Genomic DNA, 22,960 nt, shown 5'->3' on the forward strand with positions numbered 1-22,960 from the left:
GCAACACACGCCATTCAACTTGGTGAGTCGAGTAGCTTTTGCAGATACTGACCATAGCCTGTCTTTTTGAGCGCTGCGGCTTGGGCACGCAGCTGCTCTGCAGTAATCCAACCGTTGTGATATGCAATCTCTTCCAGACACGCCACTTTCAGGCCTTGACGCTGCTCGATGGTATGCACAAAGTGGCTGGCCTCCAGAAGAGAATCATGAGTACCAGTATCCAACCATGCGAACCCGCGGCCGAGCATTTCAACGTTCAGTGCTTTTTGATCAAGATATGCCCGGTTGACATCAGTGATCTCCAGTTCTCCCCTTTCGGACGGTTTGATGCTCTTGGCGATCTCTACCACTTGATTATCGTAAAAGTACAGACCGGTTACAGCATAGTTTGACTTCGGCTTATGCGGCTTCTCTTCGATGCTTAGCGCACGACCAGACTTATCGAACTCCACCACGCCAAAACGCTCAGGGTCGGAGACATGGTAGCCGAACACTGTAGCACCTTGCTCCTGACTACACGCTGAATGCAGATTGTCTGAAAAGTGCTGACCGTAGAAAATGTTGTCGCCCAGAATTAGGCAGCAAGGATCCTTGCCAATAAACTCTTCACCAATAATGAAAGCCTGTGCCAGTCCATCGGGGCTGGGCTGCTCCGCATAGGTCAGCTTGATCCCGTACAAGCTACCGTCACCCAGCAGCTTCTGGAAACATGGCAGGTCTTCAGGTGTAGAGATAATCAGGATTTCACGCATACCGGCCAGCATCAATACCGACAGCGGGTAAAAGATCATCGGCTTGTCGTAGATCGGTAACATCTGTTTGGACACGCCGAGGGTCAATGGGTGCAGGCGAGTACCTGAACCACCGGCAAGGATGATGCCTTTACGATTTGTCGTGGTCATTTGCTTAGCACTTCCCTTAGCATTCTGGTTACACCACTTTGCCACTCCGGCAAGTGTAGAGAAAAATTGTCGCGCAGCTTTTGTGTATCTAATCGGGAATTCAGAGGACGAACAGCGGGGGCAGGATACATCGTGGCCCCAATTGGATTGATCGTCTCGACAGCGAGGGACTCATCGTTGGCCCTGGCAAATTCAATCACATGATTGGCATAACCATGCCATGAGACCTCACCAGCCGCTGCCAAGTGATAAAGGCCGCCCAATTCCGGCCGTCTCAAGACCTGCTGGATAGCAAGAGCGGTGACGTCTGCAATTAATTCAGCGCCAGTAGGAGCGCCAATCTGGTCATCAATAACATTCAAGACCTCACGCTCTCTCGCCAGGCGCAACATCGTCTTGGCAAAATTGTTGCCCCGAGCGCTATAAACCCAGCTTGTACGGAAAATCAGATGTTTGCAGCCCGTGGCGATAATCGCACGCTCTCCGGCGAGCTTGCTCTCGCCGTAAAAATTCACTGGAGCGACCGCATCTGTTTCCTTCCAGGGTTCCCGTCCCTCGCCACTAAAGACATAGTCGGTCGAGTAATGAACCAGCCAGGCTCCCAAGCGTACCGCTTCCTCAGCCATAACCTCGCTGGCTTGAGTGTTGACACGACTAGCCAGCTCTCTTTCGGACTCGGCTTTATCGACACCAGTATACGCCGCAGCGTTGACGATAAGGTCAGGTTGGATTTTGCGGATCGTTGCGCGCAGCGCTTCAAGGTCGGAAACGTCCAGATACGGACCATCGACTGAGTGACGAGCCAGCGCGACTAGCTCACCAAGCGGAACGAGTGAACGTTGGAGCTCCCACCCGATCTGCCCATTCTTACCAAGCAAAAGAACTTTCATGTTTTGTTGGAGCGGCCTGCGTAATTTTGGTCGATCCACTGCTGATAGCTACCACTTTTCACGTGGGCCACCCACTCAGCATTGCTCAGGTACCACTCGACTGTTTTTCGAATACCGCTTTCAAAGGTTTCCTCCGGCATCCAGCCCAGCTCGCGCTGGATCTTGCTTGCATCGATAGCATAGCGCTGGTCGTGGCCTGGACGATCCTGAACGTAGGTAATCAGACTCGCATGAGGTCTGTGAGCGGAATCCGGACGCAATTCATCCAACAGTTCACAGAGGGTATACACAACTTCGATGTTCTGCTTTTCATTATGACCACCGATGTTATAGGTCTCACCGACCACGCCTTCCGTCACCACCTTATATAGCGCGCGCGCATGGTCCTCGACATAGAGCCAATCACGCACCTGATCACCCTTGCCATAAACGGGCAGAGGCTTGCCTTCCAGCGCGTTGAGGATCATCAGCGGTATCAGTTTCTCGGGGAAATGGCACGGCCCATAGTTGTTGGAGCAATTGGTGACCAAAGTCGGCAAGCCATAGGTACGAGCCCATGCGCGAACCAAGTGATCGGAACTGGCCTTGCTGGCTGAATATGGCGAGCTTGGTTGATATGGAGTGGTTTCGGTGAACAGGTCTTCCGGCCCCTCGAGATCTCCGTAGACCTCGTCAGTGGAGATATGGTGGAAGCGGAATCGACTTTTACGCTCTTCCTCCAGAGCGGCCCAATAATGACGAGCAGCTTCCAGCAAGGTGTAGGTGCCAATGATGTTGGTCTGGATGAATTCAGACGGACCGGAAATCGAACGGTCCACATGGGATTCTGCGGCCAGGTGCATGACGGCATCGGGCTGATGCTCAGCAAACACGCGATCGATCTGGGTACGATCACAGATATCGACGCGCTCGAACGTATAACGAGAGCTCAGGCTGGCTTTGGCCAAGGACTCCAGATTGCCAGCGTACGTAAGCTTATCGACATTAATGACAGAGTCGGTGGTGTTGGAAATAATGTGACGGATGACTGCCGAACCGATAAACCCGGCACCGCCGGTGACTAGAATTTTCACTCGAAACCATACCCTAGAGTTACTGACAGGCCACCAACAGAGCACTGTCTGATCCATGAACGCCGAAGCCACCTCAATAGGCACGGACTTTCGACGGAAACCACCCAAGCCGACGCAGAGCTACGCCTGATCGGGGAAGGCGACGCATTTTACAGCTTAGTGAAGGATTTACTAATGGATTAGACAATTCGTAACGGAAAATTGACGTAGGCTGTCAATAAAGCTGCCTCAGACCAATCGCTTAGCCGACGCTCTGGGCCTGCGCATGAATAGCCATCCCAGAATCGGCCCGATGACCATACCTACCAACAGCGCTACGAGCATAAGTACCGAGACGGGCAGCTGCGGGCCCGTCCATCCCAGGAACAAAACCGCTACTGATTGTTGATTTTCCAGCACAAACGCCAAAACCATCAAAATCAACAAGAGGCCGGACACGGCGAAAAAAATTCGTTTCAGGCTACGCACGAGGACCTCCCTGATCTGCGATTGCTATCAAAGCCCCTCATCCTCCTCTTCGTTCACGCGATCCCGCAACTCTTTACCGGGCTTGAAATGCGGAACGAATTTGCCATCGAGACTGACGGACTGACCTGTTTTCGGGTTGCGACCTACACGAGGTGCACGATAGTGCAGGGAGAAGCTGCCAAAGCCACGGATCTCGATCCGATCGCCAGTCGCCAGACTTTGCGACATCTGTTCAAGCATAGTCTTGATGGCCAACTCGACATCCTTGGAAGAGAGCAGCCCTTGATGGGTGACAATTCGTTCGATCAACTCCGACTTCGTCATATTTTCCCCTTCTTTTTCAAGCAGCTAGGTAGCGCTTCAGAGGTTTTAGCACGCCAGGATGATTTTGAACAGCTCAAGTCTTGACTAATCTGCCGGTGTATATTTTGTGATACTGGGCATGCGCGTCCTAGAGGACATTCCCTCACGAGCCGGACCACAAAAAGCTCAAGGATGGGGTCCCACTGCACGGAAATGCCCTTTTTTGCCATGACTGCTTTTTACAGCATCTCGATGCTCCTTTCGCCACGATCCAACCTCCCCAACTCCTGCATCAAAGGAGATGCCCGAATGGCCAGCCCCACCGCAATCCTAAGAGCCACGTCGCGTTGCCCGCCAGAATCCTCGCGAGTGATGAACGGGGCACGGGGGCCAGACCACCGCAGCCCTCCGGGCCAGTTTTAGCTAAACAATCCAAAGTTATGGCTTCACGGGTCAGATATGACTATGATTCCTCCCGTGTAGGAAGGATCTGCACACGTAGCTGGAATAGTCCTGCGCTGCCTTAGGAAACTACGTGGTAACAGGTAGTCCCATCGATGCCGTACTAACGAAATCGAGCCCGAGACAGCCTAGGAAGAAAGGTTTTTGACACAAGCGAATGTCTGGTCCCGTGTTCCCTTTACCGCCTCTACGGGCTTGATGGGTATGCGGACATGTAACGTGCCCTTTACCGAAACGAACAATTGTCCATTTCCGCTTATTTGCTGCATGTCTGGCATGGCCCACGCTACCAAGTCTTGTGGCAGATTTGCTGGGGGCGCTCGAACAGGGCCGCCACCGGAAGCACTGACCTTCGCACGTGGAAAGCCTCCTATTGTCCGGAACGAGATAAGGAGATCGCTTTTCGTCCTGCTTGCTTCACCCTGCTTTACCGGCCCAGTGCCACACCAATAGAGCTTGAGCACCAGCGATCTTCGCCGGCTTCCAAGTTATCTATCCAACACTTGCATAAAACCCGATCGGTATGTACAGCGCCTTCAAGCTTTGGCCAAACCTACCTATAAGGATATTCCCATGTCGATTCAGCTGTTCGTTCCAAAATTCCGCATTGATGAATGCCTCGCCGCGATTCGCGAATGTCTCGAAAAAGGCTGGACCGGCCTAGGCTTCAAGACAGCCACCATGGAAGAAGAATGGAAAACCTACACCGGTTTACCACACGCTCACTTCCTGAGCTCCAATACAGTTGGCCTGCACCTGGCCGTTGAGCTGTTCAAGACCAAGTTTGGCTGGGCCAATGATGATGAAGTCATCACCACTCCACTGACATTCATTTCCACCAACCATGCCATTCTGTATGCCGGTATGAAGCCGGTATTTGCTGATGTCGACGAATCGTTGTGCCTGGATCCGGAGAGCGTCGTTGAACGCATCACCTCGAAGACCAAAGCACTGATTTTCGTCGGTATCGGCGGTAACGTTGGGCAATACCAGAAAATAGTGGAGATCTGTAAAGAGCGCGGCATCAAGCTTATTCTCGACGCAGCCCACATGGCGGGCACCCGCGTCAACGGCAAGCATGTCGGCCAGGAAGCAGACAGCGTCGTGTTCAGCTTCCAGGCGGTCAAGAACTTGCCGACTGCCGACTCCGGCATGATCTGCTTCAGGGATCGCGAAGACGACGAGCGCGTTCGCAAACTGACTTGGCTGGGCATCAACAAAGACACCTTTGCACGTACTGCCGCACAAGGTGCCTATAAGTGGATGTATGACGTGGAGGAGCTGGGCTACAAGTATCACGGCAACTCGATCATGGCCGCGATGGGCCTGGTGCAGCTAAAGTATCTGGACCTGGATAACGCTTACCGCCGTCAGCTGGCCTCCTGGTATCGCGAGAACCTGGCTGGTCAGACCAAAATCAGCATTGTCGACGTTACGCCTGGCTGCGAGTCTTCGACTCATTTGCTGCAAGTCCGCGTCAAGGATCGGGACGCAGTCATGCTGGCCCTGAACGAACATCAGATCTATCCTGGCGTGCATTACCGCGACAACACCGAATACGCTATGTACTCGTTCGGCGCAGGAACCTGCCCTAAAGCGGCTAAGGCCAGCCAGGAAATCCTGTCGCTGCCGATGCACCTCGGTCTTACCCGCGCAGACGTCGATACTGTGTGCGAACTCCTGATCCGCTACGCAAAATGAAGCGTTCACTCCCCTCGTTTGGAGACGACGCGTTGCGTCTTCGCTTAATCGAAGAGAGTGACTTACATGAGACCTTGTCCTGGCGTAACCGGGACGAGGCTCGTGTCTGGTTCAAGACTTCGACTCCATTAACCTATGAGCAACATTCCAATTGGTTTCACAAGCATTACCAGCCTAAGGACACTGACTATCTGTTCGTCGTTGAAGCGGAAGGTTCGCTGGTAGGGCAAGCGTCCGTCTACGCAATTGACTGGCAGGCACGCTCGGCCGAAGTTGGTCGGTTCCTGGCTGATCCGGACCGTGCAGGGCGCGGCTATATCAGTCGAGCGTGTGGGATCCTGTTGAGTATCTGTTGGGAAGTACTTGATCTGGAATACGTTTTTCTCGAAGTAATCGAGACTAACGAACGTGCCATCCGCCTATACCTCAAGCATGGCTTTCAGGAAGAGCAGCGTTACGAGGGATTGATTAGAATGGGCGTGCGGAAGAACCAGGCGGGAATTGAATGACGAGTGTCACAAGACTGTTTATCGATAGCGGCCGCGCATTGAAAATGTGGCGTGTTTGGACATATCTGGGCGTTCAGGATATCAAGGCAAGATTTCACCGGTCGTTCATAGGTCCGCTATGGATCGTGCTGACAACCGGTTTCTTTGTCACAGGTGTGGGTCTCATCTACGGACTGTTATTCGGTCAGCCCGTCCACGAGTTCTTGCCCTATCTGGCATGCGGTTTTGCACTGTGGGGGTTCATCGTCGCGTCCATCACTGATGCCAGCGCAACCTTTGTCAGGGCCGAGGGATACATCAAGCAATTTTCTTATCCCAAGCAGATCTATCTGCTGAGAACCCTGATATCAAGCGTTATCGTACTGCTCATCGGTATCGCGGTGGTGATACCGGTGCAGCTGTTTTTTCATGAAGTCAACGCGATGGGCTGGCTATATGCCATTCCAGGGCTGTTGCTTCTGATCATGGCGGCCTTCGGACACATCACGATTAGCGCCTACCTCGGCGCCCGATTTCGCGATTTTCCCCACGCAATGGCTGTGATGCTGCAAATGATGTTCTTCGTCACGCCCATCATGTTCCCGATTCAGATGTTGCATGAAAAAGGGCTTGGGTTCATTTATCAGCTCAATCCGCTTTATTATCTTATTGATGTCGTACGGCACCCAATCATCCAGGGTGAACTGGCACTACCTGAAAACTACATGTGGGCTGGTGTCTACGTACTGACTTCCTGGCTTCTGTCACTACTCGTGGCCATGAAGCTCGACTCTCGCGTGGTATTCCTTTTATGACTCATGCATCACTTGTCCTGAAGAATGTCGATATTACTTTCGAAGGAGCATTGAGCAGCGAAGAGGGGTTGAAAAGCTGGGTCAGGCGCAAGTTGCTGTCACGCAACGCAGCGACTGCCACCAATTATCGCATCGCCGCGCTGCAAGGCATTAACCTGGAGATCAACCATGGAGAACGCGTTGGGCTGATAGGGCTCAATGGTGCCGGCAAGAGCACTTTGCTAAAAGTGATGGCGGATATTTACCCACCGACGTCAGGCACCGTTTCAATCAAGGGCCATGTCTGCCCAATGTTTGAATTCGCTACCGGTTTCGAAATGAACCAGTCGGGCTGGGACAACATTCGTATTCGCGGTCTGTTGCTGGGCATGTCACCGGAGGCGATTGAAGAAAAACTTCCAGAGATCGCCAAGTTCACCGAGCTTGGAGACTTTCTTGATTATCCGGTACGAACATATTCCTCAGGAATGTTCATTCGCCTGGCGTTTGCCGTATCGACTAGTATCAATCCGGAAATTCTCCTGATCGACGAGGTCATGGGAGCCGGCGACATCTCCTTTGCAGAGAAAGCCAAGCGTCGAATGTTTGAATTCATGGAGCAGGGCAAGATTCTGGTATTTACAACTCACAATTTTAGCCTCTTGAATGACTTCTGCAACAGGACAATATGGTTGCACAAGGGCCAGATAGTGGCAGACGGCCCCACTGACGAGATCGTCAAGCGCTACAACGATGCGCATACGAACAGCCTGTAATCAAGTAACAAGCATCCCGTTAGAAGGAAGAATATGATAGGGACATCAACACTCAAGAATATCCAAGCGTTACGCTTGTTCGCCGCAGCGCTGGTATTCTTGCAGCACGCCTACTTTTTCTCGAGTCAAGTCATTGGAGACGCGGCCCTAGACTTTCGAAAATTTAATTTCGGCGGCGTAGGCGTTTACGTCTTCTTTATTATTTCCGGTTTCGTAATAGCTCTTCAAACCGATAAAAAACCCAAACTTTTTGCCAGTCATCGATTGGCGCGGATATACCCGGCCTACTGTATTGCACTGATAACTTCAACCGCAATTTTTTATCTTTTTTCTACTCATCGCCCTGCCTTGAGCAACTGGGCATCACTCCTTTTGTTCCCTTCAGGCTCATTGAACGATTCTTTCCAGGTGCCGTATTGGACACTTATATATGAGATGTTCTTCTACACGTTTATCGTTCTATTAATGCTGCTAACACGAGCACGGGCGCCGCTGATGAACGCCGCCTTATTATTGTGGTTGGCATCAATTCTTGTCGCCGGTCATAACGGTGTATCAATCAGCCTACCCAGCCCGGACTACACTACGATTTTCCTGTCTCCCCTTAATATATTTTTTATTACCGGTTATTTTCTCGCCCGCCTCACTCTTTCACCCCATAAGACCTCAGCCTATATGGGATTTCTCCTCATTGGCGCAGAATCAATTTTCTTTGCAGAATCCAGATATTTGCTAAGTACCTCGCTGGTCGGCGCGATGCTTATCCTGTTCGCCATCCAGCTAAAACCTTTCCCCAAGTTATTAACTATTTTAGGGGACTACTCATACGGTATCTATTTACTGCACTTGCCAATTATTTATTGCCTGTATCTGGCCCTCAAGGCATCAGGTGCCACGTTCCATACCTCCTTGTTGCTGATGACGCTCGTAGCGCTCCCCACCTCTATAGCTTTTGGCAAGTTTGAGTACTGGCTATATCAACAGAAGATACGGCCAATGGTTGATCGCCTGCTCTCTCATCACACCACGCCCCAACTAAAACAGCCCTTGGAACAGCCATGAAATTTAGCGACTTTTCTACTGACCTTAAGGTCTACGCCAGTAGCAAGGCTCCGTCGGCCCCTAAAGTCACCGTGATCCTGCCTACTTACTCTCGCGGACATGGCCCGCTCCAGGAATCCATCGACAGTGTGCTGGCCCAGAGCTACGAAGATTTCGAGCTGATCATTGTGGATGATGGCTCTCGGGACGGGTCCGCGGCGGTGTTGCAGGAATACCTGAAGAAAGATCCACGCATCATCGTCCACTCCTACCATAAAAACAGTGGACTGCCGGCCCTGCGGGTCAATCAAGCCGCGCTCCTGGCGAAAGGCAAGTACATCGCTTATCAGTTCGACGATGATTTATGGACGCAACACAGCCTGCAGGTACGTGTAGAGCAGCTTGATAAATGCAGCAAACCTGCAGTTGTCTATGGAAATGCCAGTGTCGACATTGCACTTGCTGACGGAACGACAACCTCCCGGAAGCTGGGCGGTCCCTTCAATTACGGTTTGTTGATGAACGCTAACTACATAGCGAACAATACCGTAATGCATCACAAAGCGCTGTACGATATCGCCGGCATGTACGACTCGCACGTCATGATGCGGCGTTTTTCGGATTACGATCTGTGGCTAAGATTTGCCAAACATGCCGATTTTATTTGGGTGGATGAGGTAACGTCGCATGTGCGCGCTAACCTGGCCGACTCGCTGGGCAAGGAAATTCCTCTGTTCTTCACCCGGTACCGCAAGAGTCTGTCCATACCACGGGACCAGTTGCTGACGCCCGCGGCCATCGGCAACTATGACGTTGTCGATCTCGCGCAGTTTTCCGGCTCGTTCACCGATGCGGAGATCAACGAATACCGGCGAATGGAAGCTATTCCCTTCCTGACGAAGTTTAATGATTACTGCAGCGATAGCGAAATGGCTGTGGCAGCGGGCGCCCGCGGTCGCAAATTGCATTTGTTGACCGTCAAGCCGGACTACTCCACTTCGGTCGATGTCACGATCAATAATTTCACGACGCTGCCGGAGCAACGTGCGGTCAATAGCACTTTCGTCAAGGAAAACGAGCTGCTGACCGTCGATTTGACCGGTATCGACGTGGCAGTGCTCTACCGCACCGTTGGCGCTGCCGCCAGTCATTTCATCAATATCCAAAAGGGCAAGACGCCCATGGCATATTTGATGGATGACAACATGCTGCACTTCCATTCGGTTGGACCGCAGCACAGCTTCCTGGCGCCAGGCACGCCAGCGTACCAGGAGATTGTCCATCAGATCAAGAATGTGGATTGCTGCATCGGGTACAGCGATGCGATCAATGAGGATCTGGGCGAACTCAACAGCAAGACAGCCCGACTCCATACCAATATCCATGCCCGATTCGTTCAGAAGCGCACATATCGTCGCGACAAGCGTCTGAAGTTCGCCATTATGTCCGGGGCTGTGCGCGAAGATATCTTGCGCGAGCTATGGCCGGCGCTATCAAGTTTCGTCAGTAAGAATTCGAACTCCGTGGAGTTTCATTTCTGGGGATTGGACCCGGATAAATTCGGCCCCTTGGATTGCCCGGTGTATTTCAAGCCGTTCACCCATGTCTATGAAAGTTACGTGCGGGATTTGAGCATGTGCAGCTTTGACGTGGCACTGGTCCCTCTCGACTTCAGTACACGGGCAGCGCGCAGCAAAAGCCCCGTCAAGCTTTTGGAATCAGTCGCTGCGGGGGCGGTCTGCATCTTCACTGACGCAGTCCCTTATTCCGATATCCCGGACGCCTGTTGCATCAAGGTCGAGAACACTGTCGAAGCGTGGGAAAGTGCTTTGGCCAAAGCGTACTCGATGAGCCAGCAGGAACGGACCGAGATGCTTGAAAATGCTCGTGACCTGGTTCTGTCGCGGTATACCACCGAATCACAGTTCTACGACTTTCTGGCTACTTTCGAATCCGTTCGCCTGCACTCGAGGCTCGGCGACAAGACTATCGCCTATAGTTTCCACGAAGCAGCGCTGGGCGGCGCCACGCTTCATCTGATCAGACATGCGAGCCTCGTTGCGTCCCTTGGCTTCCGTGTCCTGGGGCTCGTTCCCAAAGATGCTGTCTATAGCAGCGCATTCAAATCGCGTTGGGATGCGGCCACTGGCGGAGCTGATTTGATAGAAGAAAGTTGGCCGTCGGGCTACACGGAACCCCCTCAGCCCCAGCGCCCATTCCAACCGCAGGATGAGTTGGCTGCAAATATTCTCGCCCGCCGTCTGGCGAACAATAATATCGGCCTGCTGCACTTTACAACCTGGTCACCCACCATGAGCTTGCTGGCCAAACGGCTGGGCATTCCATGTACAGCAAGTGTCCATCAATACTACGAAGGCGCCGATAAGTTTGTTGTTCGCTTTGCCGACTCGATCCATTGCTCTTCGCTTACTCACGGATTTAAATGGGCGAGCCTGTCGAAAAGCCCGGCCAGACGCATCGTCTGCCCAGTCGCTGACGATTACTTCAAGGCGTTTGGTGAAAATCGGAAGCGCGTGGCAAACACCAAGAACGCACTTCGTATTCTCGTCTCGGGCACACTCCAGCCCAGGAAAAACCAGTTGGGTGCAATCCAGGCCGCAATATTGCTGAACGAAGCCGGATTTGATGTCTCTGTGGACCTGATTGGCTATGACGTATTCAACGACGTGTATGTCCAACAATGCACTTCATTGATCAAAAACAGCGGTTTCCCAGACAAATTCACGCTGCATGGCTTTATTGATGATCCGAAGCCCTTCTATGACCGAGCGGATCTGCTACTGATTTCTGCCACTGACGAATCGATGCCGCAAACCATGCTGCAAGCCATGGCGATGGGTATCCCGGTGGTTTCGACGAACGTAGGTGGCGTGGGCGAGATTATCAAACACCGCTACAGTGGCTTCCTTTCCAAGAACGATAGCCCTGAAGCGATGGCCGCCGCGATTTCGGAATATATGCGCCTTTCACCTGAACAGCGCCTGGAAATTGTGGACCGTGCTCAGAGATCCATGCAGTTCCTCGCCCGGCCTACGTACGTTCGATCCGAACTGGTGGATTTGTACAACCAGGCGTTTGATGAGTTCTCCAAACATCAAGTCCCGGTACAGTCCGCATCAGTAGCGGAAAAGAGACCGTCGATACCTTCAAATGAAGATATGCTGCTCGAAACTCTTTTTACAACGCGCAGTCAGATCAGCCAAATGTGCAGAGCCCTGGATAAATGAAACCTGAAAACGAACCAGTAAGGATCGACCTCGGCTGCGGTAAACGCAAGCAGGAAGGATTCATCGGAATTGATCGGTTTCCTATGCCGGAAGTCGATATTCTGGCCGATATTGATGCAGTTCTACCGTTAGAAGATGATTCGGTTGATCTGCTGTTTTCATCACATGCCTTGGAACACACCAAGGACTTGATGTTCACAATGCGCGAAATTTATCGTGTGTGTAAGCACGGCGCTCAGGTATGCATCATCGCGCCTTATTACGAACAGAAACTGAACGTCGCAAACCCCTACCACCTCACCGTATTCAATGAGCACACGCCTCGTTTCTGGACGGACCATCCCGAGACGCCAGTAGACCCGCTTGATTATCCTGACCCGGTACAACGTCCATGGGGACTTTCAAAGTCGGACAACTCCAACCCGGGCCTTGATATTCGATTGATCAACGTTGAGTTTTTCTATTTCCCCGAATACAGCCACCTTCCTCTTGAACAAAAGAGAAAGTTTCGTAACGAACGGTTCAACGTATGTGAACAGATCATGTACCAGCTTATCGTTTGGAAAGGTGATGAACGCTCGCCTGACGCCAGCTTCTCCGATTATGTCGACGCGTTCGTACCCTATGAACCTTATTACATCAGGCACCTTAAGATGCACGAGCAAGAACAGATCATTCAAAAATTCACCCAAAGTGAAGCGGCGCTTCGTCAGCGTATCGAAGAACTGAAACTTGAGCTCGCTAACAGAACACCGTTGGCTCAGGCCCCAGATGTGGCTGTCGAGCGGCGCATCAATGAGCTGACCGAAGATCGAGCGCAATCTGAACGCTTGCTCCATGAGACAAGGACTGAAAACCATCACCTGCGCTTGCAGGTAATGGGGCTGTTTGAAAAGACCGAACTGCTGAATAATCAGCTTCATGAAAGCAACATCAAATTGATGAAGTCCGAGCTGCAGCATCAATTGCTGAATGATAAAGCGCTGAGCCTCAACGAACAAAATATGCGACTTCAGGATGAAGCCGCACAATCATCTGCACGGCTTGACGAGCTCATGCAGAGCCTGAGTGATGCCCAGTCTGCTGCCACGCAAGCCAATCACGAAGTCCTGGCCCTGGTACGGACAAACCAGGAACTGCGTGACAAACTGGAAAGCCTGGCAACTATTGAGGCGAGAGTAGCCTTGCTCAAGGCCGAGCTCCTTACGGCGAACGGCATCATCGATTGGTACCGTGCCAAGGAAGGTTCCTGGAAAAGCGAGCACAGCCGGCTCAACGAGGAACTGACCTCGGCGCGGCAAGCTTCCCAAATCCAGTCGCCACTGGCGCAAGAGGTGAAACATCTGAAACTGGCGCTCAGCAACGCACAGCAGCATGCTGATCATTCGCGCCATGAGGCGCTCCAGGTAATCGACAATCTCCAGACCGAAGTAAGCGGCTATCGAGCCTCTCGCTCCCTGCAACTGGTCTCGCTGTACAAGAGCAAAGGCTCACTGTGGGACTCGATCTCACCGGCATTTTCTTCCCTCAGGAACTTCACGGAAAAACACCTTCTCAACACTTCCCGTCCGATGCTGGCCTTGGGGGACGACTTGAGAAATGTTCCGTATCGGGAGTACCTCATGCCGATCAAACAAGACAATCTTCGCCGTATAACTCTGGCTATCCGACCATTAATGCGCGGAAACCAAGGGCTGGTGGGTATCGAAATTGTCTCCAGCGACAAGGAGGTCGTTGCACAGGTCGCCCTGCCGCTGGCCGTCGTCAATCCTGATGCGCCGACGCATTTCGAGCTTCCGGCAGCGACGACATTGGAGAAGAACTGGTATTTGCGCATTTTTGTCAAAGACTCCGACGTTCCCGTTGGTCTTTATGAAGTCAGCGAGTATTCGCTGATCAGAAAGCGCTACAAATACTTCCCTTTTGCCGCACTACAGTAATGGCTGAAGGTCGCAGCTTGATAAAGCCAAACATAGATATCCTGCTGGTCATCGAAGGGGAGATCGCCACGACCCATTTGATCGAGCATATGCTATCTGCCTGTGAGCCTTACGGAATCGTTTACCGTAAGGTCTTCCTGGCTGCGCTGAAACCTTCGGATATTCGAAAAACCACCATTCCGTTTTTTGTCCGCAGCGGCGATCCGTCGCTGCGGCTCTGGATTGACAGGCTACACAACGCCCGCCACCCGTACATCTATTACATAGATGATAACTTCTGGAAAATCGAGGGCGATTCCCCTATTGCCCTTTACTACCAGCACCCACTTATCCGTCACACGTTGGAGGCCGCCGTTTCCGGGGCCTACCGCGTATTGACCAACTCTGACCTGCTGGCGGATTTCCTGTATCAGTTCAATGAAAAAATCGAAATATTGCCATCATTTTTCGATTTTTCATTATTAAGGGCTGCACAACCTTTGACGCACGGGGAGTTGCGTATCGGGTTTGCAGGAAGCCCATCCAGAGTCGATGATCTGGAGATCATCAAACCGGTGATTCGGCCGATATTGGACGCGTATCCGCAGGTAGTATTCGAATTCATAGGCGCTACGCCGTCTGACCTGGGGTCTGATAGTCGCATACGTACCTTTCCCCACAATGGCGACTATGAAGGTTTTATACATTTCAAACAGGAGCGACAGTGGTCGATCGGACTAGCACCACTGATCGATAATTACTCTAATCGCTGCAAAACCAACAACAAATACCGAGAGTATTCAGCGTGCGGCATAGCCGGAATCTATTCGAATATGCCACCCTATCAACGTTCAGTCGTCGATGGTGAAACCGGGCTGCTGACCGAACATACGACTCAAGCGTGGATTTCAGCCATAAGCCGGTTGATTTCCGATCCCGCCCTGCGAGCCAGAATTGCGAGCAACGCCTATGAAGACGTTCTTGAAAAGCACAGCGTTGAACGGGTAGCAATGATCTGGTCCAATCACTTTACTCAGGTTCAGCGGCACATGAAGCGCACCAGGATCAAACCGCTGCGTATCAATAAGCTGAAATCTTATCTTCTCGCGCACTTCCTGCGATTCGAGTCGCTATGGGTGCGGGCTTCTACCGTCTACGCTGAAGGGGGATTGCGCCTAGTCGCCGAGAAGCTCATTAATCGCATTAAATTTGTCTTGCTACGCGACAAAGCTCTTTGAAAAGCCTCTCGATAGTGGCTCCCCTTATTTATCAGGATCGTAAATTATGAGAGTTACAGTATTCGGCACTGGCTACGTTGGTCTTGTCACCGGCGCCTGTCTTGCGGATGCCGGCCATGAAGTGATGTGCGTCGATATCGACAAAGAAAAAATCGAGGGTCTCAAGCGCGGTATCGTCCCGATCTACGAGCCGGGGCTGGATGCGCTGCTCGAACAGAATCAGCAACAGGGCCGGCTGCACTTCACGACGAATCCGAATGAAGGCGTCGACTTCGGCGAGTTGCAAATGATTGCCGTAGGAACCCCCCCCAATGAGGATGGTTCTGCCGATTTACAACATGTATTGGCTGTCGCCCGGACCATCGGTCAGCATATGAGCAGCCGAAAAATCATCGTTAACAAGTCCACCGTTCCGGTGGGAACCGCCGACAAGGTTACCCACACGATCACCGAAACATTGAAAGCCAGGCAAATCGAGCTGGAATTCGCTGTCTGCTCCAATCCAGAGTTCCTTAAGGAAGGTTCTGCAATAGAGGACTTCTCCAAGGCTGCGCGCATCATCGTCGGAACCAACTGCGAAGAAGTCAGGGCGGCTATGCGTGAATGTTATGCCCCCTACAGTCGCAACCGCGATAAGTTAATCTTCATGGATGTGCGCTCTGCCGAACTCACCAAATACGCGGCCAATGCAATGCTTGCGACAAAAATCAGCTTCATGAACGAGATTGCGCAGATGGCAGAGCGTCTCGGGGCAGATATCGAGCAAGTCAGACTGGGCATTGGCTCGGACCCGAGGATCGGCTTTCAATTCATCTACCCTGGTTGCGGTTATGGCGGTTCGTGCTTCCCGAAAGACGTTCAAGCGCTGGCGCGCACTGCACACGAAATCGGTTACGAAGCTGAATTGCTCAATGCTGTGGAGTCGGTCAACAATCGTCAGAAGAATGTGCTGTTCGATAAGCTCCTGCATGCCTTCGACTCTGATCTAGCGGATAAAACCATCGCGGTCTGGGGCCTTTCATTCAAGCCGAACACTGACGATATGCGTGCTGCGCCAAGCCGCAATCTGATGGAAGCAATCTGGGCCGCAGGCGGAAAAGTTCAGGCATTTGACCCTGCTGCGATGGATGAAACCTCCCGCATTTATGGTCCACGCAGCGACCTGCAGTTGGTGGAGAACCGGGAGCAAGCGTTGGCAGGCGCCGATGCCTTGGTCATCTGTACCGAATGGAAACAGTTTCGTACCGTAGATTTCCAATGGCTCAAGCGTTGCCTGAATTTCCCGGTTCTGGTTGACGGACGTAACCTGTTCGATCCGATTTCCGCCAAAGAGGCTGGATTCATGTATTACGCAATAGGTCGCGGCGACGTCCAACATCAGCAAGGAATCCCACAGTGAAGGTACTCGTGACGGGAGCAGCCGGCTTTATCGGCTTCCATGTCAGCCAGGCGCTGCTAGCCCGTGGCGATGAGGTCGTGGGCATCGATAATCTGAATGACTATTATGAGGTCTCGCTCAAAGAAGCCCGACTCGCACTTCTGATTCCGCTCCAGGGCTTTCGCTTCATACGGATGGACATTGGCGATCGGGCATCAATGGCTGCTCTTTTTGCCAAAGAAGGTTTCGATAAGGTCGTTCATCTTGCCGCACAGGCGGGGGTTCGTTACTCATTGGAAAACCCACATGCCTATGCAGAGAGCAATCTGGTCGGCTTCCTGAACGTGCTTGAAGGCTGTCGCCAAGGTAGAGTCAAGCACTTGGTCTATGCCTCATCCAGCTCGGTTTACGGCGCAAACGAGAGCATGCCGTTCGCCGTACACGACAACGTAGACCATCCTGTGTCACTTTACGCGGCAACTAAAAAAGCCAATGAATTGATGGCCCATTCCTATAGTCATCTTTATGGACTGCCGACAACTGGCCTACGCTTCTTCACGGTCTATGGCCCGTGGGGACGGCCTGATATGTCGCCATTCCTGTTTGTCAGGGCGATATTGGAAGGCAAACCCTTAAAGATTTTCAACTATGGAAAACACCGTCGCGACTTTACTTATATCGACGATATCGTTAAAGGTGTAGTACAGGTTCTCGATCATATAGCGGCCCCAAACCCCGAATGGTCTGGACTGGCACCCGATCCAGCTTCCAGCCGTGCGCCATGGAAAATCTATAATATTGGAAACAGCCAACCTGTTGAATTGCTTACCTACATCAGCCATATCGAAGATGCATTGGGCAAAACCACACAGAAAGAGCTTCTCCCCTTACAGCCAGGGGACGTTGAGCATACATTCGCGGATGTCGAGCAATTAAGGATTGATACTGGCTACGCTCCCAGCACGTCAATAGAGGGCGGCATCGGCCAATTCGTGGATTGGTACAAGAAATTCTACGTCGTCGGGTGACTCCCAGCCCCTTCGCAGATCCTGAACAGGTTAATGCCCTGTTCAGGACTCCCGATCAAATGAAGCGTTGAAGCTATCGACACATGACCAACATTGTACGAGTCAGATAACCTGCCGGATTGAAACCGAAGGGGTACTGGTCCTCATCTTTGGCCTCGTCAGAACGGGTAATGACTTTATAGCCTGCTCCCTTGCACTCCTTCGCAGCCCGCTTGTTGCACTTCTCCCAGCCAGAGCCGAGTCCTGAGCAGTCGATCTCGATGCCGCTGACGCCGCGCACAGCATGAGTCTTTGCGCTTGTGGAGCAACCTGCCAGCGTCAATACAGCCAGCACAAGAAAAAGCCTGTTCATCGAATCCCTCTAGTGGGCCAATAGGCTAACTCAAGCCTAACTGGTTATACGCACCATCTGCTTAATCAAAGACAGCTTGGACGAGGTGTTGGTTCATGGCGAGCGCTCAAGGCAGCGATTCAGACAAATCACGCCCACAAAAAAGGGCGACCGAAGTCGCCCTTTTTTGTGGCCCAACAGAACTCAGTTCTGCTTTTCCATTTGTGCACGCAGCAGGTCGCCCAGAGTGGTAGGACCAGCAGCGACGCTGTCCGAAGCTGGCTTGTCGCGCAGGCTTTGGATAGCTTCTTTCTCGTCTTCAACGTCTTTCGACTTGATCGAGAGCTGGATTACACGGCTCTTGCGGTCAACGCTGATGATCTTGGCTTCTACTTCTTCGCCTTCTTTCAGGACGTTGCGCGCGTCTTCAACGCGGTCACGGCTGATTTCGGAGGCTTTCAGAGTCGCTTCGATATCGTCGGCCAGGGTGATGATGGCGCCTTTGGCGTCAACTTCTTTCACGATACCCTTAACGATTGCGCCTTTGTCGTTCTCTTGAACGTACTCGGAGAACGGATCGCTTTCCAGTTGCTTGATACCCAGGGAGATGCGCTCGCGCTCTGGGTCAACCGACAGGATAACGGTGTCCAGCTCGTCGCCCTTCTTGAAACGACGTACGGCTTCTTCGCCCACTTCGTTCCAGGAGATGTCGGACAGGTGAACCAGGCCGTCGATGCCGCCATCCAGACCAATGAAGATACCGAAATCGGTGATCGACTTGATGGTGCCGGAGATCTTGTCGCCCTTGTTGAACTGGCCAGAGAAGTCTTCCCATGGGTTGGACTTGCACTGCTTGATGCCCAGGGAGATACGACGACGCTCTTCGTCGATGTCCAGAACCATGACTTCCACTTCGTCGCCGACTTGTACGACTTTCGAAGGGTGGATGTTCTTGTTGGTCCAGTCCATTTCGGAAACGTGTACCAGACCTTCAACGCCTTCTTCCAGCTCAGCGAAGCAGCCGTAGTCGGTGAGGTTGGTCACACGAGCGGTGACGCGAGTGCCTTCTGGGTAACGGGCTTTGATAGCAACCCATGGGTCTTCGCCCAGTTGCTTGAGGCCCAGGGAAACACGGTTGCGCTCGCGATCGTACTTCAGAACCTTGACATCGATCTCGTCGCCAACGTTGACGATTTCCGAAGGATGCTTGATACGCTTCCAGGCCATGTCGGTGATGTGCAGCAGGCCATCGACGCCACCCAGATCGACGAATGCGCCGTAATCGGTGAGGTTCTTGACGATACCCTTGACCTGTTGGCCTTCCTGCAGCGATTCCAGCAGAGCTTCGCGCTCGGCGGAGTTCTCGGCTTCCAGGACACTGCGACGGGAAACGACAACGTTGTTGCGCTTCTGGTCCAGCTTGATGACCTTGAATTCCAGCTCTTTGCCTTCCAGGTGCGTGGTGTCGCGCACTGGACGGACGTCAACCAGGGAACCTGGCAGGAACGCACGGATGCCGTTAACGTCGACAGTGAAGCCGCCTTTAACCTTACCGTTGATAACGCCCTTGACCACTTCCTCGGCTGCGAAGGCTGCTTCCAGAACGATCCAGCATTCAGCGCGCTTGGCTTTTTCACGGGACAGCTTGGTTTCACCGAAGCCATCTTCAACCGAGTCCAGCGCAACGTGAACTTCGTCACCCACGTTGATGTTCAGTTCGCCAGCATCGTTGTAGAACTGCTCAAGCGGGATCAGTGCTTCAGACTTCAGACCAGCGTGAACGGTTACCCAGCCAGACTGGTAATCGATATCAACGATAACGCCGGTGATGATGGAGCCTGCCTGAAGGTTCAGGGTTTTCAAGCTTTCTTCAAAGAGTTCCGCAAAGCTTTCGCTCATTTTAATTCCTGTTGATTGGGGCGAAGAATACGCCCGGCTCCATACCCCAGACGGTATGGGTTAGTTTCATATAAAAGAAGCACCGCAGGACTATGACTGGTCCCCTGCGGAGCTTCCTGGTCACCCGGCGATATCGCGAATGGCGATCTCGCTCATGATGCGTTGCAACACCTGGTCGATGGACAACTCCGTGGAATCCAGCTGTATCGCATCGGCCGCCGGCTTTAGCGGGGCTACTGCGCGCTGGGTATCACGCTCGTCGCGTGCACGGATCTCATCTAGCAGACTCGACAGACTAACATCCTCGCCTTTGCCCTTCAACTGCAAATAGCGGCGACGCGCCCGCTCTTCCGCGCTGGCGGTGAGGAAAATCTTCAATGGCGCATCGGGAAATACCACGGTGCCCATGTCGCGACCGTCGGCAACCAGCCCTGGCGGCTCCTGGAATGCGCGCTGGCGTTGCAGCAGCGCTTCGCGCACCGCCGGTAGCGCAGCCACCTGGGAAGCACCGGCACCCACGCTTTCGGTACGAATGACATCGCTGACTTCGTCGCCTTCCAGGATAATGCGCTGCAACTGGCCGTCAGTGGCTGCGATGAACTGGACATCCAGATGCGCGGCCAATGCCTTGAGCAACTCTTCGTTGGTCAGGTCGACGCCGTGGTTGGCGGCAGCGAATGCCAACAGACGATACAAGGCACCCGAATCGAGCAGGTTCCAGCCCAACTGCCTGGCGAGGATACCAGCGACGGTGCCCTTGCCCGAACCACTTGGGCCATCGATGGTGATGACCGGTGCCTTGATGTTCACGACTGTGCCTCTTGTGCTACTCGGATTCCGACCTGCGCGCACAACGCCAGGAAGTTCGGGAACGACGTTGCGACGTTGGCGCAGTCATGGATGCGAATCGATGCACTGGCGCGCAAGGACGCAACACTGAAGGCCATGGCAATGCGATGGTCGCCATGACCATGAACTTCGCCGCCGCCGATCTGGCCACCGTCGATGATGATGCCATCCGGTGTGGGCTGGCACTTCACGCCCAGGGCCAGCAAGCCGTCTGCCATCACCTGGATGCGATCCGACTCCTTGACCCGCAGCTCCTCAGCACCGGTCAATACAGTGCGCCCTTCTGCACAAGCCGCCGCGACGAACAGCACCGGGAATTCATCGATGGCCAACGGAACCAGCGCCTCGGGAATCTCGATACCCTTGAGTCTAGCTGCTCGTACGTGCAGGTCGGCCACCGGTTCGCCACCCACTTCACGCGGATTCTCCAAGGTGATGTCGGCACCCATCAGGCGCAGAATGTCGATCACGCCGGTACGGGTCGGGTTGATACCCACGTGTTCGAGCACCAGGTCAGAGCCTTCGGCAATCGAAGCGGCTACCAGGAAGAACGCCGACGAGGAAATATCGCCCGGCACTTCGATATGGGTCGCAGTCAGCTTGCTGCCGGACTCGACCGAGGCAGTCGCACCATCGACTGTCACCGGGTAGCCAAAACCACGCAACATCCGCTCGGTATGGTCGCGGGTCGGCGCTGGCTCGGTGACGGTGGTCTTGCCTTCGGCGTAGAGACCTGCCAGCAGCAGGCAGGATTTCACCTGGGCACTGGCCATCGGCATGGTGTAGGTCAGGCCCTTGAGTTTGTTGCCGCCGCGAATGGTCATCGGCGGACGCCCCTCGGCCGCAGTCTCGATGACCGCGCCCATCTCGCGCAACGGATTGGCGACGCGATTCATCGGGCGCTTGGACAGCGAGGCATCGCCAGTCAGGGTGCTGTCGAAGTCCTGCGCAGCCAGCAGGCCGGAAAGCAGACGCATCGAGGTCCCGGAGTTGCCCAGGTAGATCGGCCCCGGGGCCGGCTTCAGGCCGTGCAGGCCGACACCATGGATAGTCACGCGGCCGTGGTGTGGCCCTTCGATAACCACCCCCATGTCGCGAAACGCTTGCAACGTCGCCAGGGCATCTTCGCCTTCAAGAAAGCCTTCAACCTCGGTCACGCCTTCAGCCAGCGAGCCAAGCATGATTGAGCGGTGGGAAATCGATTTATCGCCCGGTACACGAATACGCCCACTCAGGGAGCCACCAGGTTGTGCCAGGAAAATCAGATCGTTGGAGTTCATAGCGTCCACATAGGCCCGACGGGCCAGGATTTTACTGAAATGCTCGCGGGCCACCCTGGCGCGTGTGAAAACGCCCAGCAATTGGTGCCCGTCCCCTGCATCGACCGCGTCGCGCAAGGCGTCGAGGTCGCTGCGAAATGTATCGAGTGTGCGCAGGACAGCTTCGCGGTTGGCGAGAAAGATGTCGTGCCACATGACCGGGTCGCTCCCGGCGATTCTCGTGAAATCGCGGAAACCGCCGGCAGCGTAACGGAAGATCTCAAGATTTTCATTGCGTTTGGCCAATGAATCCACCAGACCGAACGCCAGCAGGTGCGGCAAATGGCTGGTGGCGGCCAATACTTCGTCGTGACGCTCGACCTGCATGTGCTCTACATCGGCTCCCAGCTCGCGCCACAGGCGGTCCACTACCGCCAGCGCAGCCGGATCGGTCTGTTCCAACGGTGTCAGTATCACTTTGTGGCGACGAAACAGTTCGGCGTTGGAGGCCTCTACCCCACTCTGCTCGGAACCGGCAATCGGATGACCGGGTACGAAACGCGCCGGCATCGCGCCGAAAGCCTCGGCAGCCGCGCGCACGACATTGCCCTTGGCGCTGCCGACATCCGTCAGGATGGTGCGCTCCAGATCCAGGGTCGCCAGCCGTGCCAGCAGCTTTTCCATGGCCAGGATCGGCACCGCCAGCTGGATCACGTCCGCACCCTGGCAAGCGACCGCCAGATCGTCCTCGCAACGATCCACTACCCCCAGCTCCACCGCCAGCTTACGCGACTGCGGGTCCAGGTCGACACCGACCACCTCACGACACAGGCCGCTTTCACGCAGCCCCTTGGCAAACGAACCGCCGATCAACCCCAGGCCGACCACCACCAGGCGACCGATCATAGGTGCA

The 22,960-nt window shown here is 53.6% G+C and carries 19 protein-coding genes; 10 read left to right on the forward strand and 9 right to left on the reverse strand.

What is annotated here, in order from left to right; all coding sequences use genetic code 11:
• Positions 1–14: 14 nt before the first annotated feature.
• From rfbA to ihfB, 5 genes are all read right to left on the reverse strand, one after another.
• Complete coding sequence (gene rfbA / locus ACLEJQ_RS13200; RefSeq protein WP_440795606.1) at positions 15–902, reverse strand: glucose-1-phosphate thymidylyltransferase RfbA; 888 nt, start codon at positions 900–902, stop codon at positions 15–17.
• Positions 899–1,792, reverse strand: a complete 894-nt coding sequence (gene rfbD / locus ACLEJQ_RS13205; protein ID WP_440795608.1) for a dTDP-4-dehydrorhamnose reductase — start codon at positions 1,790–1,792, stop codon at positions 899–901. The genes rfbA and rfbD overlap by 4 nt, the downstream gene beginning before the upstream one ends.
• Positions 1,789–2,865 carry a dTDP-glucose 4,6-dehydratase gene (gene rfbB / locus ACLEJQ_RS13210; RefSeq protein WP_440795609.1) on the reverse strand — a complete coding sequence of 359 codons (1,077 nt, stop codon included), beginning with the start codon at positions 2,863–2,865 and terminating at the stop codon, positions 1,789–1,791. Before rfbB ends, rfbD begins: the two co-directional genes overlap by 4 nt.
• A 228-nt stretch (positions 2,866–3,093) precedes the next feature.
• Positions 3,094–3,333 carry a lipopolysaccharide assembly protein LapA domain-containing protein gene (locus tag ACLEJQ_RS13215; RefSeq protein ID WP_440795610.1) on the reverse strand — a complete coding sequence of 80 codons (240 nt, stop codon included), beginning with the start codon at positions 3,331–3,333 and terminating at the stop codon, positions 3,094–3,096.
• 27 nt (positions 3,334–3,360) lie between these two features.
• The gene (gene ihfB / locus ACLEJQ_RS13220; protein WP_440795612.1) at positions 3,361–3,657 is read right to left on the reverse strand and encodes an integration host factor subunit beta; all 297 of its coding nucleotides are present in this window, start codon (positions 3,655–3,657) and stop codon (positions 3,361–3,363) included.
• A 1,014-nt stretch (positions 3,658–4,671) separates the two neighbouring features.
• Here ihfB and ACLEJQ_RS13225 point away from each other — a divergent pair.
• The 10 genes from ACLEJQ_RS13225 to ACLEJQ_RS13270 are packed head-to-tail and all read left to right on the forward strand — an operon-like array spanning position 4,672 to position 17,709.
• Positions 4,672–5,799 carry a DegT/DnrJ/EryC1/StrS family aminotransferase gene (locus tag ACLEJQ_RS13225; protein ID WP_440795614.1) on the forward strand — a complete coding sequence of 376 codons (1,128 nt, stop codon included), beginning with the start codon at positions 4,672–4,674 and terminating at the stop codon, positions 5,797–5,799.
• Positions 5,796–6,308, forward strand: a complete 513-nt coding sequence (locus ACLEJQ_RS13230) for a GNAT family N-acetyltransferase (protein WP_440795616.1) — start codon at positions 5,796–5,798, stop codon at positions 6,306–6,308. Before ACLEJQ_RS13225 ends, ACLEJQ_RS13230 begins: the two co-directional genes overlap by 4 nt.
• Positions 6,305–7,102 carry an ABC transporter permease gene (locus tag ACLEJQ_RS13235; RefSeq protein WP_440795618.1) on the forward strand — a complete coding sequence of 266 codons (798 nt, stop codon included), beginning with the start codon at positions 6,305–6,307 and terminating at the stop codon, positions 7,100–7,102. Before ACLEJQ_RS13230 ends, ACLEJQ_RS13235 begins: the two co-directional genes overlap by 4 nt.
• Positions 7,099–7,857: an ABC transporter ATP-binding protein gene (locus ACLEJQ_RS13240; RefSeq protein ID WP_440795620.1), complete on the forward strand. Its 759-nt coding sequence runs from the start codon at positions 7,099–7,101 to the stop codon at positions 7,855–7,857. Before ACLEJQ_RS13235 ends, ACLEJQ_RS13240 begins: the two co-directional genes overlap by 4 nt.
• A gap of 33 nt (positions 7,858–7,890) precedes the next feature.
• The gene (locus ACLEJQ_RS13245) at positions 7,891–8,919 is read left to right on the forward strand and encodes an acyltransferase family protein (RefSeq protein WP_440795622.1); all 1,029 of its coding nucleotides are present in this window, start codon (positions 7,891–7,893) and stop codon (positions 8,917–8,919) included.
• On the forward strand, positions 8,916–12,146 hold the full coding sequence (locus ACLEJQ_RS13250; protein ID WP_440795624.1) for a glycosyltransferase: 3,231 nt from the start codon (positions 8,916–8,918) through the stop codon (positions 12,144–12,146). The genes ACLEJQ_RS13245 and ACLEJQ_RS13250 overlap by 4 nt, the downstream gene beginning before the upstream one ends.
• Entirely contained in the window at positions 12,143–14,086 is a 1,944-nt protein-coding gene (locus tag ACLEJQ_RS13255) for a methyltransferase domain-containing protein (RefSeq protein ID WP_440795626.1), read from the forward strand. The genes ACLEJQ_RS13250 and ACLEJQ_RS13255 overlap by 4 nt, the downstream gene beginning before the upstream one ends.
• Positions 14,086–15,303, forward strand: a complete 1,218-nt coding sequence (locus tag ACLEJQ_RS13260; RefSeq protein ID WP_440795628.1) for a glycosyltransferase — start codon at positions 14,086–14,088, stop codon at positions 15,301–15,303. The genes ACLEJQ_RS13255 and ACLEJQ_RS13260 overlap by 1 nt, the downstream gene beginning before the upstream one ends.
• Positions 15,304–15,349: 46 nt before the next feature.
• Positions 15,350–16,702, forward strand: coding sequence for a UDP-glucose dehydrogenase family protein (locus ACLEJQ_RS13265; RefSeq protein ID WP_440795630.1), 1,353 nt, complete (start codon positions 15,350–15,352; stop codon positions 16,700–16,702).
• A complete protein-coding gene (locus tag ACLEJQ_RS13270; RefSeq protein ID WP_440795632.1) occupies positions 16,699–17,709 on the forward strand; it encodes an NAD-dependent epimerase in 1,011 nt (336 codons plus the stop codon). Before ACLEJQ_RS13265 ends, ACLEJQ_RS13270 begins: the two co-directional genes overlap by 4 nt.
• A gap of 73 nt (positions 17,710–17,782) precedes the next feature.
• Here the strand turns inward: ACLEJQ_RS13270 and ACLEJQ_RS13275 are convergent, their stop codons facing one another.
• The 4 genes from ACLEJQ_RS13275 to ACLEJQ_RS13290 all read right to left on the reverse strand — a co-directional run bounded on the left by ACLEJQ_RS13275 (position 17,783) and on the right by ACLEJQ_RS13290 (position 22,953).
• Positions 17,783–18,061, reverse strand: a complete 279-nt coding sequence (locus tag ACLEJQ_RS13275) for a hypothetical protein (RefSeq protein ID WP_440795634.1) — start codon at positions 18,059–18,061, stop codon at positions 17,783–17,785.
• Between the two features lie 183 nt (positions 18,062–18,244).
• On the reverse strand, positions 18,245–19,939 hold the full coding sequence (gene rpsA / locus ACLEJQ_RS13280) for a 30S ribosomal protein S1 (RefSeq protein WP_440795636.1): 1,695 nt from the start codon (positions 19,937–19,939) through the stop codon (positions 18,245–18,247).
• Between the two features lie 120 nt (positions 19,940–20,059).
• Entirely contained in the window at positions 20,060–20,749 is a 690-nt protein-coding gene (gene cmk, locus ACLEJQ_RS13285) for a (d)CMP kinase (protein WP_014337227.1), read from the reverse strand.
• Entirely contained in the window at positions 20,746–22,953 is a 2,208-nt protein-coding gene (locus tag ACLEJQ_RS13290) for a bifunctional prephenate dehydrogenase/3-phosphoshikimate 1-carboxyvinyltransferase (RefSeq protein ID WP_440795837.1), read from the reverse strand. The genes cmk and ACLEJQ_RS13290 overlap by 4 nt, the downstream gene beginning before the upstream one ends.
• Positions 22,954–22,960: the final 7 nt, after the last annotated feature.

Origin of the sequence: Pseudomonas sp. SMV71 (assembly GCF_052042015.1) — a bacterium.
Classification (GTDB): Bacteria; Pseudomonadota; Gammaproteobacteria; order Pseudomonadales; family Pseudomonadaceae; genus Aquipseudomonas.